We start from the raw sequence: 15595 nt of genomic DNA on the forward strand, positions 1-15595 counted from the left end.
TAAGTGAACGCTATCGAAATAGACGGAAAAGATTCGGTTTACGCATTAACTTAATCGCTGCACTGGTAAACCGGATAAATTTTCAATAATGACTTTCGCAAGAGATCTAATGATTTTTAAAAAAATAAATGAATTTAATAAGTGTAGATAAAATAAAAGCCATTTTAATAATGGCTTTTATGCTTATGGTGGAGGATTAATAAGTTTTATAAGGTAAAAACTTTCCGGATAATACGACATTCACCCGATCTCCGTTTGGATTACTCTCACGTTGAATATCCATATTGAAATCAATTGCACTCATAATTCCATCACCAAATTCTTCATGGATCAGTTCTTTAATAGTCATGCCATAGACGCTGACAACCTCATACCAGCGATAAATCAGCGGATCTGTCGGCACGCTAGTTGGCAGGGAACCTTTATATGGCACGATCTGTAGCCATGCAACGGCTTCATCACTTAAGCCAAAAATCTGACCAATCTTTTCTGCTTGTTCTTTATTAAACGCCATCTGACCTAAACATGCAGCGGTTACCCATTCTTTAGAAAGACCAATCTCTTTGGCAACATCTGACCACTTAATTGACTTTAAAACTTTCGCTGAAATGATCATGTCAGTTACTTGTTGACGATGGGTAATCATAATCCTCTCCAAATGATTCTTAAACAAATTGTTATACGGAGTAGATGATGCAGATATCATGCCAATCATCATTTTAAAACTTATGCTCAATAAGACAGTGAATAATTAAAAGATTAATAATTTTTTATGGCATAGCTTTTGCTTGTACTTTGAGGTATATGGCAATGACGCCATTCACCTTTAACTGTTCAAGCATTTAAGGCAACGGCGCCTAAGGTCTTCATTGATCTTAGGCGTCTTTTTTTTGAAAAACAGGTCTGTATATTGAAAAAGAGGACGACAACATGGCATATCTTGCTCCTGCAGAGTTTGCAAAAAAAGTGGTAGATGCGGGTGAATCCAAATTGCATATGGCAACCCGTGATGTATTGATTCGTGCCTTTATGGCAGGGGCCATTCTGGCCTTGGCAGCGGTATTTGCCATTACCATAGCCGTGCAAACAGGATCACCATTGATTGGTGCGCTCCTGTTTCCAGTTGGTTTTTGTATGTTGTATTTATTGGGCTATGACCTATTAACTGGGGTGTTTGTACTTACGCCGCTGGCATGGCTAGATAAACGCCCAGGGGTGACATGGGGACGTATTCTAAAAAACTGGGGCTTGGTGTTTGTAGGGAACTTTACAGGCTGTTTAGTCGTTGCGGTGCTCATGGCAGCGGTTTATACCATGGGTTTTGCAGCAGATCCAAACCCTGTCGGCGTAAAAATTGCGCATATTGGCGAGGAGCGGACATTAGGTTATGCCGAATACGGATTCGCCGGCTGGATGACTATTTTTATCCGTGGCATGCTGTGTAACTGGATGGTGTCATTAGGTGTCATTGGCGCGATGATGTCTACTACGGTGAGTGGCAAATTTATTGCCATGTGGATGCCAATTATGCTGTTCTTTGCCATGGGCTTTGAGCACTCTGTCGTGAACATGTTCCTGTTCCCATTTGCCATGATGATGGGCGGTGACTTCTCGATTGCTGACTACTTCCTATGGAATGAACTGCCGGTTGCTTTAGGTAATCTGGTGGGCGGTTTGGCATTAACAGGTCTGGCACTTTATACCACCCATGTCCGTACTGGTGTTAAAAAAGAATTTTAACATTCATCATTTTATAAAGGGATCATATAGATCCCTTTTTGAGCTTTCAGCATGAAAAAAACATTAAAAGTCAGTATTGGGCAATATTCTACTGCCGGAGTTAAACAACAGAACCAGGATTTCCATGGAGTATATCTGCCCGAAGGACATGTGCTGAAACAGAAAGGTATTGCATGTGTTATAGCGGATGGAATCGGTAGCAGCAATGTCAGCCATATTGCAGCAGAAACTGCAGTCAGCAGTTTTTTATCGGATTATTATTCTACTTCAGATGCCTGGAGTACACAGACTTCAGCAGAACGAGTGATCCGCGCGACCAATTCATGGCTTTATGCACAGACTCAACAAAGTCAAGGACGTTTTGATAAAGACCGAGGGTATGTCTGTACCTTATCTGCACTGATTTTAAAACAGCAACAAGCCCATGTTTTTCATGTTGGTGATAGTCGTATTTACCGCATTCGCGATCATGAAATTGAATTACTAACCCATGATCATCGTGTCTGGTTGTCTTCCAAAGAGCATTATCTTAGTCGAGCCTTAGGTGCGGATTATCGTATTGAAATTGATTATCGAAATATTGAACTCAAAGAAAAAGATATTTTTTTACTAATGACCGATGGGGTCTATGAATTTGTCACAGATCAACAATTATTAGATTTAACTTTAATAGATGCAGATTTAAATCAACTTGCCAAAGGATTAGTTGAAAAAGCTTTAGAACAGGGCAGTGATGATAACTTAAGTTTCCAGGTGATCCGTGTAGAACAGTTGCCTGAACTGAATCAGTTTCATATTCAGCAGGATTATGTATTTCCACAACAGCTCAGTAAAGGTGAAGTTTTTGAAGGCTATGTGATTGATAAGATTTTGCACCAAAATCATCGCAGTTGCCTGTATTTGGCACACGATACTCAGCAGCAGCCTTTGGTTATAAAAACTTTGGGGGTAGATTTACAGCAAGATAAGTATGCCGTAGAGCAATTTCAACTCGAAGATTGGGTATCAAAACGTCTGAAGCATGACAACCTGATGCAGTGTTATCCACATAACACTGAGAAAAAATATTTATTCCAATGTTATGAATATTTACAGGGTGAAACTTTGGCTCAATGGCTGCATCGCCAGGAAAAGCCTTTAAATCTCGATGAGATTTTACCAATTTTGCAACAAACAGCTTTGGCTTTAAATGCAATGCACCGGCTGGAGATGCTGCATCAGGATATACGGCCAAAAAACATCATTGTTTTAAATACAGAAAGTGCCATGAAAATTAAACTGATTGATTATGGTTCAACAGCAGTAAGAGGCCTGGTCGAAATTAATCCTAAAAATGCGGATCGACCACTCGGAACCTTAGCATTTATGGCACCGGAGTATTTTATTGATCATTCGCCATCTGTACATTCAGACCAATTTTCTTTGGCGGTAATGGCCTATTATTTACTGACCAAACAATTACCTTATGGGACAGATTTAGCTCGCTGTAACAGTTTAAAGCAGCTTAAAAAAGTTCAATACTATTCCATCAGGAAATATCGGCCTGATTTACCTATATGGTTAGATAAAATTTTAGGCCAAGCGCTGAGTATTGAACCGACACATCGTTTTGAGGCCTTATCTGAACTTATTCATAATCTAACGCATCCTTCCAAAGAATTATTAAACTCTAAACCACCAGCAATCATTGAACGTGATCCTTTACGTTTTTGGCAAATGAGTTGTGCCGTATTAGGGCTATTATTTTTACTGAGTATTGCATGGCCATTTATTTGAAAAGAGAGAATCAAACCATGCTTAAAATTGAAGGTACATAGATAAGTTTTTATTCAAACTAGACTATGAGATTGACTGGGCTTTGTTGCATAAACATTCAAAAGCTGAGTTTTCCCCAATCCATTCAAATTCAAGAGACAACTTGGGTGTGAGGTCTACCTAATTCCGTAAATCTATTCAGAACTGCCACACGCGCATGAATTTCATTGACCTGACTTTGAAAATGTCTTGCCGTCAGCTTTTCTCCTAATAATTTGATGCAATGCATCTTGGTTTCCACCAAACTACGACGGTGATAACCCGACCATTTTTTCCATAGGGTTCTGCCTAAATGTTTAACCGTTTGAAGTAACTCATTTCGTTCTATTGAACTTATTTTAGAATCTTTCCAGGGCTTGGCATTCTTTCTGGGTGGAATTACTGCATGTGTTTGACGATCTGAAATCACTTGTCTGCAGTACTTCGTGTCGTACTCGCCATCGGTATAGACAGAATCTATTCGCTCATCTAGTGGAATTTGATCCAGTAAATCACCTAGTACTTGTGAATCACTGACATTATTTGTCGTAAGCTGAACGGCACGTATTTGCAGTGTTTCAACATCTATACCAATATGCAGTTTACGCCATTGCCGACGGTATTCAGGCTGATGTTTTTTACGCTTCCATTCGCCTTCACCTAAAAATTTTAAACCCGCAGAGTCGACGAGTAGGTGTAACCCATCACGACTTTTCTGATAGCTTATCGCAATATCAATATGCTTTTGTCGTCTACAAAGGGTGGAGTAATCTGGCGCTGTCCAATTCAAGCCACAGAGTTTAATCAGGCTTTGAACAAAGCCAGTAACCATACGTAAAGAAAGACGGAATAGAGATTTGATCATTAAACAGCATTGAATCGCTGTATCGGAATAAGTTTGATTTCGTCCGTGCTTGCCTTGTGGTTGTGCATACCATTGCGTCTTAGGAGCAAACCAGATTGAAATATTTCCTCGCTTGATTAAAGCTTGGTTATACGAGGACCAATTGGTTGTACGATAGATTTTAGGTGTAGGCTTCTTCATTTGAAAATTATATCGCTGAAAAAGCCTTTACACATAGGTTTGTGCAACAAAGCCTGATCGCATTAAAAATTAACAGAACCAACCTAATGGCTAAAAGAAGTAAATGAGCCAAATAACCTGTATATTTGGCTCACTATATGAGCTGTGTAAGCCAATTATTCGGCTCACAATCTAGGTTTTATTAGGTCAATAGTCATAAATGAGCTGAATAACTCATTAATAACTCAATTAATAGCTCACTAAATGAGCCGAATAGGTGTTACAATCGGCTCATGCAGTAGGGGGAATGCTTATGAAAAAATGGGTATGGCAAAAAGCAAACTGGACTAAATTTAAATGGGATGAAGCACTTGTCACAGTAAAATTACGTTTAATTCATAAGAAGATAGGTCAATTAGTCGGAGAGAGCAAAGTATCACCAGAAGCTGAGGCATTACCATTAGATACACTGCTCACAAATCTAGTCGCATCCTCACTCATTGAAGATGAGAAGTTGAATGTTCGTTCACTCAAATCCTCATTAGCTCGGCGTTTAGGGGTAACAGAAGAAAATCCTGCACCCATTCAAGATAAAAATGAAGGTTTAGCCAATATCATGATGGATGCAGTGAGCAATCATAATGCGCCATTAACAATGGAGCGCTTATTACAATGGCATAACTGGCTTTTTCAAACTATAGAACGCTTTGATTATGCTGCGCAAAAAATTAAAGTAGGAGAAATTCGTGATAACGAGGCACCAATGCAGGTTGTTGGTGGTTCTCTTTATGGCACTACTACCAAGGTTTACTTTGAAGCACCTGAGGGTGGAGAGCATTTACAGGGACTAATGAATGAATTTATAGAATGGTTCAATAGTTCTAGAGAAGATGTAATGCTTGATCCGTTATTGCGAGCTGCACTTGCTCATTTTTGGTTTGTGACATTACATCCATTTGAAGATGGTAATGGTCGTATTACGCGTGTTATTACAGATTTAGCATTAGCTCAAATGGATCACCAAAGTATCCGTTTATATGCTATGTCCGTGGCCATTCATGAAAATCGTAGTAGTTATTATGAGGTCCTTGAGAAATGCCAGAATGATACTTATACAATCAATGAGTGGTTGGTCTGGTTTTTAAACACCTTAGAAAAAAGTATCGATAGGTCTTTACTACGACTTGATCGAACGATCACTAAAGCGAAATTTTGGAGCACTTATTCTCATATCGAATTCAATGAAGCCCAGAATAAAGTTTTAAATCGTTTACTCAATGGCGAAGAGAATGATTTCCCTCTCGGAATTAATGCTTCACAGTATCAAAAGCTCACTGGAGTAAGTAAGGCTACAGCAACACGTCACCTAACCGAGCTTTTGGAAAACGATGTGCTGTATAAACTGGAAGGTGGTGGGCGTAATACCCGCTACGTGCTGAAAATTGATAAAGAAAAGTTTACTCAAAAAGAGGTGGTCTCACTTGTTTGAACAACTAAAAGCTTATTTATAAGCTTTATAAGCGATATTCTGTATTAGTTCAGACTTGATCGTACATTCTCATTAAAGGAGTATGAAAATCAAGCTTCCTTTTCAATCTGTTTCACAATAAAACTTTAGAATTGAAGCAACAGATCAAATCTAAATCAGATTTGAAAAATAATTACGGTGGATACTGTCCTGTGGTAATAACTCTAATAAACGCTGTACAGCATCAATTCGGTCATGTGTCTGCCCAATAATTCTTAATAACTGATCGATATCCTTTATTTGATAGATCAACTGGCTCAAACGGGCATCAAAACAATGTCTCCAAGTGCTGAGTAAAGGGCTTTCTGATTTAGAGAGAAAGCTACCTTTATATAGTGAGAATGTACTGGAAATAAGATTTGCATTTAATGATTGTTCAGCACTTAAAAAATCACATTGGACTTCACAGCTAAGCCTATAAATCCGAGGCTCAATTGAATGAGGTAATAGGCTACGAAGTTGTGAAAGCTCAGCCTTTAGGGTTTTTAAGCTGACACTACGCTCACCATAAAGGGCATAGTGTAACTCTTCTAAACCAATGCCATGGGGGTGCAAAGCTAAAATGCAAAGTATTTCAATTTGACGGTGACTCAAGTTCAAGGTATGCCCATTAAATTGAACCCAAGGCGAGCCTAGCGCCTTAATGTATAAAAAATTCTGCTGTTCAAACTTTATGGCTCGTTGTATTAAATCCGCACAGCGTTCAACTGCAAGCAGCCCCAAAGGAGTATGTTTTTTATATTTTGTGGAAAGGTTAATAATGCCATGAAATTGCCCTGATGTCGGATCCCAGATCGGTGCTGCATAACAAACCCAATCTCGAACACTGTCCATTTGGTTTTCATGAGAATAGACACAACTTGATATTTGGCTGTTTAAAGTCATACCTATCGCATTGGTCCCAACAGCCTGTGTAGACCAATGCCCACCCTCAATAAAATGAACCTGTTCGGCAGAAGAAAGCATTGCAGAACTACTCCATGTCCATAAGAGAGTACCTTGATGATCTGTGAGACCAATCGCCATATCTGAATCATCAGCTATTTTGAGTAAGTCGGCATAATTATGTTGGATAGAGCGGCGAAATAAAGACGTTTTATCTTCTGGAGGTAAGGCTAAAACAGGAGCCGCATGTACAGTATGTTGATTAATTAAATGGGTTGTTTGCAGATTTTTTGCAGATGCGGTATTGAACAGGTTCATATCATATTCCTTTATGATCAGACTGTAATATTTTTAAATTTTAGAAATGAGTTTCCAAATTTATAGTGATTTACGTCATTTCTTCTTGCTTCAATTTTAAATGCTTTTATCTTTGCTTGGTTAAATCATATCTTATGGCTTTACCAGTCCTTGAGTTACTTTAAAAGTGTTCTTATGAGCTGAAAATGGCTATTTCCATCTGAAATGTTAATAAACGTAAATAGGATGAAAATTCATTCGCTCATGTAAGGGCTAGGCACAGCTTCACCATGATACTGACGGTCTGCAAAATAACTTGATCGTACTAATGGCGCACTCCAAATATTTTTAAACGCTAAGCGCTCTCCATGTGTTTGATAATGCTTAAACTCTTGCAACGTAACAAAACGATGAATTGGCGCATGAGATTTAGATGGCTGTAAGTATTGACCGATTGTGACATAGTCCACTTGATAATCTTTCAAATCATTTAATAACACAATAACCTCAGCCTCGACTTCTCCTAAACCGACCATCAAACCGCATTTGGTTGGAATGTCGGGACAGTAGTGTTTAAATTTTTTGAGTAAATCCAATGAGTGCTTATAGTTAGCGCCTGGTCGCATGGCTTTATACAGACGTGGAACGGTTTCAATATTATGATTAAAAACATCGGGTGGGTTTTGGCTCAGAATCTTCAGGGCAATATCTGCACGACCACGAAAATCAGGAACCAAAATTTCTATCAGAGTCTCTGGACTGGTTTGACGAATTTCTCGAATGCAATCTGCAAAATGCTGTGCACCACCATCTTTTAAGTCGTCTCGATCAACAGAAGTAATCACGACATACTTTAAGTTTAGATTCTTGACTGTTTCAGCCAGATGCTTTGGCTCATTAGGATCCAGGATATTAGGACGACCATGTGCGACATCACAGAATGGACAGCGGCGAGTACAAATATCTCCCATGATCATAAACGTTGCAGTCCCTCCGCTAAAGCATTGCGGCAAATTGGGGCAGGCCGCTTCTTCACAAACCGTATGTAGTTTCTGTTGTCGTAATAAATCCTTAATGATTTGAACTTCCTCGGGTTGAATAATTTTAGTCCGAATCCATTCTGGCTTTTTCGGTGTCGTTTCCGTTGGAACAACTTTAATCGGAATACGCGCCATTTTCTCAGCGCCACGTAGCTTCTTTCCAGTTAATACTGTGTTATTTAAATCCATTTCAAACACTCCGTCGTTTAAAATAATTAACATATACCCTGATATTAAATAAACTGCTTTAAATGCATTAATAATATTAAAACAGGGCAAAAAACTTATCATATAAAACAAAGGTTGGTTAAAGGTTTGTTTTTGTATGTGATTGAGCTGTTGTAAAATTTTACAAAAATTTTTAATTTCATAACCTTCTGTTTTTAATATTTATCTCATCTTTTTATGCATTATATTTTTTTAGTCTAATATGAAATTAAGTAAAAATATTCTTATATAAATATACGATTTAAAAATCCAATTATTCAATTTTGGATTTTCTTTTAAGCGTAGTGAATAAGGAACAAATATATGCAATTAACGGAAGAGCAATTGCTAGCAGCATACAAAAGAATGCGCGACATTCGTGAATTTGAGGATCGACTTCACGATGAAAACAATACAGGTGATATCCCTGGTTTCATCCATCTCTATAGCGGTGAGGAAGCTGTTGCCGTAGGGATCTGCGAAAATTTAACAGATAAGGACTTCATTACATCAACACACCGTGGACATGGACATTGTATTGCTAAGGGCTGTGACATTCACGCCATGATGCTAGAAATTTTTGGTAAAGATGATGGTTTGTGTCGTGGTAAAGGCGGCTCAATGCACATTGCGGATTTAGATAAAGGCATGCTCGGTGCAAACGGTATTGTAGGTGGTGGTCCACCTTTGGCTATTGGGGCAGCTTTAAGTGCTAAAACACTGAAAAATGGTGGGATTGGTCTATCTTTTACCGGTGATGGTGGTTCAAATCAGGGCTTAACTTTTGAAGCAATGAATATGGCTGTGGTGTTAAAGCTCCCTGTGATTTTTGTTTTTGAAAATAACGGTTTTGGTGAAGGTACTGCACATGATTATGCCGTAGGCAGTAAAGACATTGCAGGCCGAGCAGCAGGTTTTGGCTTACCCGCTGAAAAAGTAGATGGAACAGACTTTTTTGCTGTGTATGAAGTTGCACAAAAAGCCATTGAAAGTGCCCGCCGTGGTGAAGGTCCGAGTGTGATTGAAACAGTAACCAACCGTTTTTATGGACATTTTGAAGGTGATCCGGGACTTATTCGTTCCAAAGAAGAACTGGATTATGTCAAAGAACATAAAGACCCATTGAAGATATTCCGTGAAAAAGTCAAAGGGAAAATTGACGAAGCCAAACTCGATGCGATTGACGCCCAGTCTAAAGCCAATGTAGACGATGCCGTTGCAAAAGCACGCGCAGCTAAGTACCCAGAAGTCTCTCAGTTACTTACTGATGTTTACGTCTCTTACTAAAGGAATAGTAGAAAAATGCCAAATAAAAGTTATCGAAACGCGATTAAAGAAGCAATTGAATTAGAAATGCGCCGAGACCCAAGTGTCATTGTGGTCGGTGAAGATGTTCGTGGTGGGCATGGTGGCAAAAATACCGATGACAATAAACTGGAAGGTTTTGGCGGTGTACTCGGTGTAACCAAAGGCTTATGGACTGAATTTGGTTCTGAACGAGTCATTGATACGCCAATTACAGAATCAGCGATTATTGGTATGGCGGCAGGGGCTGCTGCAACGGGTTTAAGACCTGTGGCAGATTTAATGTTTATGGATTTTTACGGCGTGTGTTATGACATGCTGTATAACCAAGCAGCTAAATTTCGCTACATGTTTGGCGGCAAAGCCAAAGCGCCACTCGTTGTACGTGGCATGATTGGTGCAGGTTTTTCCGCAGCAGCGCAGCATTCTCAGTCGCCATATAACGTGTTTGCCTCAGTGCCTGGTTTAAAAGTAGTGGTGCCTTCAAGTGCCTATGATGTAAAAGGGTTGTTGATTCAAGCCATTCGAGATGACGACCCAGTAGTCTTTTGTGAACACAAGTTGTTGTACGACATTAAGGGCGAAGTGCCAGATGAGGCTTACACTATTCCTTTTGGTGTCGCAAATTACACCCGTGAGGGCACAGATATCACCATTATTGCCTTAAGCTTGATGGTGCATCGTGCTAATGAAGTTGCTGACAAGCTCGCAAAAGAAGGAATTTCGGTTGAAGTGGTTGACCCTAGAACCATTTCTCCATTAGACGAAGATGGCATTTTAGAGTCAGTAGCTTCAACAGGCCGTGTGGTGATTGTAGATGAATCAGCAGCGCGTTGTGGTTTCGGACATGATGTGGCTGCGCTTATTGCACAGAAGGGCTTTCATTATCTTAAAGCACCAATCGAATTAGTCACTCCACCACACTCACCCGTACCATTTTCACCAGTATTAGAAAAAGAATGGCTACCTAGTGTAGAACGCATCGAACAGGCTGTACGCAAGACGTTGGAGGCTTAGGATGAGCGAAATTAAAACTTTAGAAATCCCAAAATGGGGTTTGTCCATGGAAGAGGGTACGATTGCCCAATGGCTGATTCAGGAAGGTACCCAATTTAGTAAAGGACAGGAAATTTGTGAAATTGAAACCACAAAAATCGTCAATGTATTGGAGGCACCTTTTGATGGCCTGCTACGAAAAATTATTGCTAACGATGGTGACACACTGGTCGTAGGTGGAATCATTGCAATTTGTGCAGACGCTCAAGTTTCCGATGCAGAAGTTGAAGCATTTGCACAGTCTTTAGGTGGAACACCTGCTGTAACTGAAAATAAAGCGGTAGCAGCGGTTCCTGAAAAAGTCGATGTGGCTCAAGTTGAAACCAAAGTACAAGCTGCTCCTAAACAGAACAGTGTTGGTAATGGATCAAAAGCGGTGACTCAGGGCGGATATTCTATTCCTGATGAGTTACAAGGCTACCAACAAAGCGATGATATTTTTGCAACGCCACATGCCTTGAAATTGGCTGAAAAGCATAATGTAAACTTGGCTCAGATTACGGGTTCTGGACGTGAAGGCCGTATCAGTGTTCAAGATATTCAGGCCGCAGTTCAAGCTGCTGGTGGTTCTTGGCCAGATGTACGTCATCAAGCCAGCACGAAAGCCGCGAAATCTAAAGCAGATGACAGTTATGTTCTAGCGACACCTGTTGCCCGCCGTTTGGCAAAACAATGGGGCATTAATTTGCATGATTGTCGCGCATCAGGTTCACGTGGACGAGTCTGTAAGGAAGATGTTGAAGCTGTATATCAACGGGAAAATCCTGTACAAGCTCAACATACTGAGTATGCGCATCCAACAGAGTCTGCAAAATTCACCACCGTAGCTATGAATGGTATGCGTAAAGCAATCGCTGCACGGCTACAAGCGGCAAAACGCAATGCACCACATTTTCGCTTAACGATAGACTTAAATGTTGAGTCGGTTCAGGTTTTGCGTCAGCAAATTAACAGTACTGTACCGCAAGTCAAACTGTCCATTAACGATATGCTGATTAAAGCTGCTGCTGCTGCACTGATTAAAGTTCCACAAGTTAATGTTCAGTTTGATGAAGAGAATCAGCAGATTTTACAGTTTGAACAGGCTGATATTTCGGTTGCTGTAGCCATCGAAAATGGACTGATCACGCCAATTATTAAAGCAGCGAACCGTAAATCTTTGGCGCAAATTTCCAATGATATGCGTGATCTGGCGACACGTGCCAAAACTGGAAAATTGGCACCTGATGAGTTTCAAGGGGGCAGTTTCAGTATTTCCAATTTAGGCATGCTTGGTATTCAACAGTTTGATGCCATTATTAACCCGCCTCAAGGTGCAATTCTAGCCTTAGGTGCAGCAGAGAAACGTGCTGTCGTTGAAAATGATGAGATTGTTGTTCGTGAAATGGTGACCGCAACATTGTCTTGTGATCATCGTGTCATTGATGGTGCGTTGGGTGCTCAATTCTTATCGGCATTTAAGCAGTTTGTCGAAAATCCTGCATTAATTTTGGTGTAGGAGGAATAGTCATGTCAGATACACAATTTGATCTTGTGGTTATTGGTGCTGGTCCTGGAGGATATGTCGCTGCGATTCGCGCAGCGCAACTGGGATTAAAAACGGCAATCGTTGAAAAACAACACTTAGGCGGAGTATGTCTTAATTGGGGATGCATTCCAACCAAGGCATTATTGAGCGGGGCTGTGCTTGCGCAGCAGTTCAAACATGCAGGGCAGTTTGGCTTTACGCTTAACGCGATTGATTTTGATATTCAAAAACTGGTCCATCATAGCAGACAGGTTTCTGAGCAACTGGTGCAAGGTATCGGTCAACTATTGAAAAAAAATCAAATCACTGTTTTTAACGCAGCAGCCCAGTTTATTGCCAAAGAGCAATTAGAGCTTACAGATGCGAATGGTCAAAAACAGCAGATTTCTGCACCGCATATTATTGTCGCAACAGGCGCACGTGCGGCCAATTTGCCTCATATTCCTGTAGATGGCCATCAGGTCTGGAGTTATAAAGAGGCTTTAGTTCCAGAACAATTACCAAAATCTTTACTAGTCATTGGTTCGGGTGCTATAGGCAGTGAGTTTGCAAGCCTATACCAAGACTTAGGCTGCCAAGTCACCTTGGTTGATATTGCAAAGCAGATTCTTCCTAGCGAAGACATTGAGGTTGCGAAGTATGTACAAAAGCAATTTGAACAGCAGGGTATGCAGGTTTTAACCGAAGCGACTGTAAAAAAAATAGAAACTGATCAGGCTCAAGTACATTGTCATATTGAAACTGCCACAGGTGTACAAATCATTACTGTTGAAAAGGTGCTTTCAGCTATTGGCGTGAAACCAAATGCTGAAAATCTTGGCCTAGAAGCTTTGGGAATTGAATTTGAGAATGGTTTTATTAAAGTCGACTCATGGTGTAAAACCAATGTAGTGGGCATTTATGCAATTGGTGATGTCGCAGGCGCACCGTGTTTGGCACACAAAGCCAGTCATGAAGCCATTCTTTGTGTGGAGAAAATTGCAGGCCTAAGTCATGTACATGCTTTAGATCGTACACAAATTCCGGGCTGTATTTTTACCCATCCGCAAGTGGCCAGTATTGGTTTGACAGAACAGAAAGCGAAAGCTGCGGGCTTGAATATCAATGTGGGTAAGTTTCCTTTGCAAGCCAATGGTAAGGCATTGGCTTTGGGCGATAGCGCAGGATTTGTTAAAACCATTTTTAGTCAGGAAACAGGTGAATTGTTGGGTGCTCACATGGTTGGGCATGAAGTCACCGAACACATCCAAGGTTTTGCGATCGCAAAATATCTAGAAGCAACCGATGAAAGCTTAGCACAAGTCATTTTTCCTCATCCTACTTTATCTGAGGCTATGCATGAGTCGGTCTTGTCTGCGATGCAACGTGCAATTCATATCTAAGGAGTCGCAACATGCCTAGAGGTTTAAACAATAAAGTTGCATTAATTACGGGTGCGGCACAAGGTATTGGACGCGGTATTGCCTTACGTTTAGCACAAGAAGGTGTTCATATTGGATTGGTCGATCTTCACCAAGAAAAGTTAAATAGTGTTCAAAAAGAGGTTGAAGCCTTTGGCGTAAAAGCCACCGCATTTATTGCGGATATTTCAGATACAATACAAATCAGTGACGCTATTAATCATGTAGAATCGACACTTAATGGTTTTGATATCATGATTAATAATGCAGGTATTGCACAAGTCAAAGCTTTGGCAGAAGTAACGCCGAGTGAATTTACCCAAATTATGAACATCAATGTCGGTGGTGTACTTTGGGGGATTCAAGCCGCAGCAAATAAATTTAAACAACGCCAACAGGCTGGAAAAATTATTAATGCATGCTCAATAGCAGGTCATGAAGGTTTTGCTTTGCTCGGTGTTTATTCGGCAACTAAATTTGCAGTTCGTGCATTGACGCAAGCTGCGGCTAAAGAATATGCCAGTGCTAAAATTACTGTAAATAGTTATTGTCCAGGTGTTGTGGGTACTGACATGTGGGTCGAAATAGATCAGCGGTTCTCTGAAATTACAGGTACACCAATTGGTCAAACGTATAAAAAATTTGTAGATAGTATTGCTTTAGGACGTGCTGAAACACCAGATGACGTGGCTGCATTAGTTGCATTTTTAGCCAGTGAGGATGCAAACTACATTACAGGTCAGTCTATTTTGACAGATGGTGGAATGGTTTACCGTTAACATCAATATAAGGAATACAAAATGAAAGCAGCTCGTTTTTATGACCGAGGGGATATTCGAATTGAAGATATCCCTGAACCGAAAGTACTTCCAGGCACAGTTGGAATTCAAGTTGCGTGGTGTGGTATTTGCGGTACAGATTTACATGAATTCATGGAAGGTCCTATTTTTATTCCACCTTGTGGTCATCCACATCCAATTTCGGGAGAATCTGCACCTGTAACAATGGGACATGAATTTTCAGGCGTAGTTTATGCAGTTGGTGAGGGTGTAGACGATATCCAAATTGGACAACATGTCGTAGTTGAACCCTATATTATTGCGGATGATGTCCCGACTGGCCCCAATGATAAGTATCATTTATCAAAAAATATGAACTTTATTGGTTTAGGCGGACGCGGTGGTGGGCTTTCTGAAAAAATTGCAGTTCAGCGGCGTTGGGTTCATCCTATTTCAAATGATATTCCTTTAGACCAAGCAGCATTGATAGAACCTTTATCTGTCGGTCATCATGCCTATGTCAGAAGTGGCGCAAAAGCTGGCGATATCGCACTGGTTGGTGGAGCAGGCCCAATAGGCTTACTTTTATCTGCTATTTTAAAGGCTAAAGGTCTCACGGTCATCATTACTGAACTGAGTGCAAAACGTAAAGAAAAAGCGATAGAAGCGGGTGTTGCCGATTATGTACTAGACCCATCTAAGGTTGATGTAGTTGCTGAGGTAATGAAAATTACAGAAGACCGCGGTGTAGATGTCGCTTTTGAATGTAGTAGTGTCAATAAAGTCATGGATACACTCGTTGCAGCAATGAAACCAACTGGTGTAGTCGTTATCGTTTCTATTTGGAGCCATCCTGCCACAATTAATGTGCATAGTGTGGTGATGAAAGAGCTAGATATTCGGTAAGCATCCGGCTAACACAGCCTTACCAAGCGATCCTATAAGCCTTAATTTAGTTCCCACCTAAAAACAAGTGGGGACTTAATCCATGAACATGGATATATATTCAGCA

12 protein-coding genes and 2 pseudogenes are annotated in these 15595 nt (G+C 40.4%); 10 read left to right on the forward strand and 4 right to left on the reverse strand.

The genetic code is table 11. The annotated features are described in order from the left end of the window. Positions 1-89, forward strand: a pseudogene (locus L6C30_RS13320) (IS5/IS1182 family transposase); the annotation flags it as partial. A 107-nt stretch (positions 90-196) separates the two neighbouring features. Here L6C30_RS13320 and cynS read toward each other — a convergent pair. Continuing rightward, positions 197-646 (reverse strand): cyanase, encoded by a 450-nt coding sequence (cynS, locus tag L6C30_RS13325; protein ID WP_026438093.1) that lies wholly within the window; start codon positions 644-646, stop codon positions 197-199. A 284-nt stretch (positions 647-930) separates the two neighbouring features. Here cynS and L6C30_RS13330 point away from each other — a divergent pair, with 284 nt between their 5' ends. Together L6C30_RS13330 and L6C30_RS13335 are read left to right on the forward strand one after the other, a co-directional pair. Beyond that, on the forward strand, positions 931-1740 hold the full coding sequence (locus L6C30_RS13330) for a formate/nitrite transporter family protein (RefSeq protein WP_008303564.1): 810 nt from the start codon (positions 931-933) through the stop codon (positions 1738-1740). Between the two features lie 51 nt (positions 1741-1791). Then, complete coding sequence (locus L6C30_RS13335; protein WP_236163254.1) at positions 1792-3516, forward strand: bifunctional protein-serine/threonine kinase/phosphatase; 1725 nt, start codon at positions 1792-1794, stop codon at positions 3514-3516. 130 nt (positions 3517-3646) lie between these two features. Here L6C30_RS13335 and L6C30_RS13340 read toward each other — a convergent pair whose 3' ends face one another. After that, positions 3647-4579, reverse strand: coding sequence for an IS5 family transposase (locus tag L6C30_RS13340; protein WP_236163255.1), 933 nt, complete (start codon positions 4577-4579; stop codon positions 3647-3649). A 292-nt stretch (positions 4580-4871) separates the two neighbouring features. Here L6C30_RS13340 and L6C30_RS13345 point away from each other — a divergent pair, with 292 nt between their 5' ends. Continuing rightward, complete coding sequence (locus L6C30_RS13345; protein ID WP_104851951.1) at positions 4872-6047, forward strand: Fic family protein; 1176 nt, start codon at positions 4872-4874, stop codon at positions 6045-6047. Between the two features lie 150 nt (positions 6048-6197). Here L6C30_RS13345 and L6C30_RS13350 read toward each other — a convergent pair whose 3' ends face one another. After that, entirely contained in the window at positions 6198-7289 is a 1092-nt protein-coding gene (locus L6C30_RS13350; protein ID WP_136143940.1) for a transcriptional regulator, read from the reverse strand. A 233-nt stretch (positions 7290-7522) separates the two neighbouring features. Then, positions 7523-8497: a lipoyl synthase gene (gene lipA, locus L6C30_RS13355; RefSeq protein WP_236163256.1), complete on the reverse strand. Its 975-nt coding sequence runs from the start codon at positions 8495-8497 to the stop codon at positions 7523-7525. A gap of 342 nt (positions 8498-8839) precedes the next feature. On the opposite strand from lipA, the gene L6C30_RS13360 reads away from it, so the two are divergent. The 6 genes and pseudogenes from L6C30_RS13360 to L6C30_RS13385 all read left to right on the forward strand — a co-directional run. Then, a complete protein-coding gene (locus L6C30_RS13360; protein WP_236163257.1) occupies positions 8840-9802 on the forward strand; it encodes a thiamine pyrophosphate-dependent dehydrogenase E1 component subunit alpha in 963 nt (320 codons plus the stop codon). Between the two features lie 15 nt (positions 9803-9817). After that, the gene (locus tag L6C30_RS13365; protein ID WP_004979604.1) at positions 9818-10837 is read left to right on the forward strand and encodes an alpha-ketoacid dehydrogenase subunit beta; all 1020 of its coding nucleotides are present in this window, start codon (positions 9818-9820) and stop codon (positions 10835-10837) included. Between the two features lies 1 nt (position 10838). Next, complete coding sequence (locus tag L6C30_RS13370; RefSeq protein WP_076755014.1) at positions 10839-12374, forward strand: 2-oxo acid dehydrogenase subunit E2; 1536 nt, start codon at positions 10839-10841, stop codon at positions 12372-12374. Between the two features lie 11 nt (positions 12375-12385). Further along, positions 12386-13786: a dihydrolipoyl dehydrogenase gene (gene lpdA / locus L6C30_RS13375; protein WP_075166715.1), complete on the forward strand. Its 1401-nt coding sequence runs from the start codon at positions 12386-12388 to the stop codon at positions 13784-13786. A gap of 11 nt (positions 13787-13797) precedes the next feature. Further along, complete coding sequence (locus tag L6C30_RS13380) at positions 13798-14583, forward strand: acetoin reductase (protein WP_236163258.1); 786 nt, start codon at positions 13798-13800, stop codon at positions 14581-14583. Positions 14584-14604: 21 nt separating this feature from the next. After that, positions 14605-15486 (forward strand): annotated as a pseudogene (locus tag L6C30_RS13385) (2,3-butanediol dehydrogenase); the annotation flags it as partial. Positions 15487-15595: the final 109 nt, after the last annotated feature.

Source organism: Acinetobacter sp. KAM396 (assembly GCF_021602765.1).
Taxonomy (GTDB): Bacteria; Pseudomonadota; Gammaproteobacteria; order Pseudomonadales; family Moraxellaceae; genus Acinetobacter; species Acinetobacter towneri_A.

Excerpts from the sequence above, each read along its gene's own strand:
- cynS (WP_026438093.1), bottom strand. The coding sequence starts at position 646 with ATGATTACCCATCGTCAACAAGTAACTGACATGATCATTTCAGCGAAA.
- L6C30_RS13330 (WP_008303564.1), top strand. The coding sequence starts at position 931 with ATGGCATATCTTGCTCCTGCAGAGTTTGCAAAAAAAGTGGTAGATGCG.
- L6C30_RS13335 (WP_236163254.1), top strand. The coding sequence starts at position 1,792 with ATGAAAAAAACATTAAAAGTCAGTATTGGGCAATATTCTACTGCCGGA.
- L6C30_RS13340 (WP_236163255.1), bottom strand. The coding sequence starts at position 4,579 with ATGAAGAAGCCTACACCTAAAATCTATCGTACAACCAATTGGTCCTCG.
- L6C30_RS13345 (WP_104851951.1), top strand. The coding sequence starts at position 4,872 with ATGAAAAAATGGGTATGGCAAAAAGCAAACTGGACTAAATTTAAATGG.
- L6C30_RS13350 (WP_136143940.1), bottom strand. The coding sequence starts at position 7,289 with ATGAACCTGTTCAATACCGCATCTGCAAAAAATCTGCAAACAACCCAT.
- lipA (WP_236163256.1), bottom strand. The coding sequence starts at position 8,497 with ATGGATTTAAATAACACAGTATTAACTGGAAAGAAGCTACGTGGCGCT.
- L6C30_RS13360 (WP_236163257.1), top strand. The coding sequence starts at position 8,840 with ATGCAATTAACGGAAGAGCAATTGCTAGCAGCATACAAAAGAATGCGC.
- L6C30_RS13365 (WP_004979604.1), top strand. The coding sequence starts at position 9,818 with ATGCCAAATAAAAGTTATCGAAACGCGATTAAAGAAGCAATTGAATTA.
- L6C30_RS13370 (WP_076755014.1), top strand. The coding sequence starts at position 10,839 with ATGAGCGAAATTAAAACTTTAGAAATCCCAAAATGGGGTTTGTCCATG.
- lpdA (WP_075166715.1), top strand. The coding sequence starts at position 12,386 with ATGTCAGATACACAATTTGATCTTGTGGTTATTGGTGCTGGTCCTGGA.
- L6C30_RS13380 (WP_236163258.1), top strand. The coding sequence starts at position 13,798 with ATGCCTAGAGGTTTAAACAATAAAGTTGCATTAATTACGGGTGCGGCA.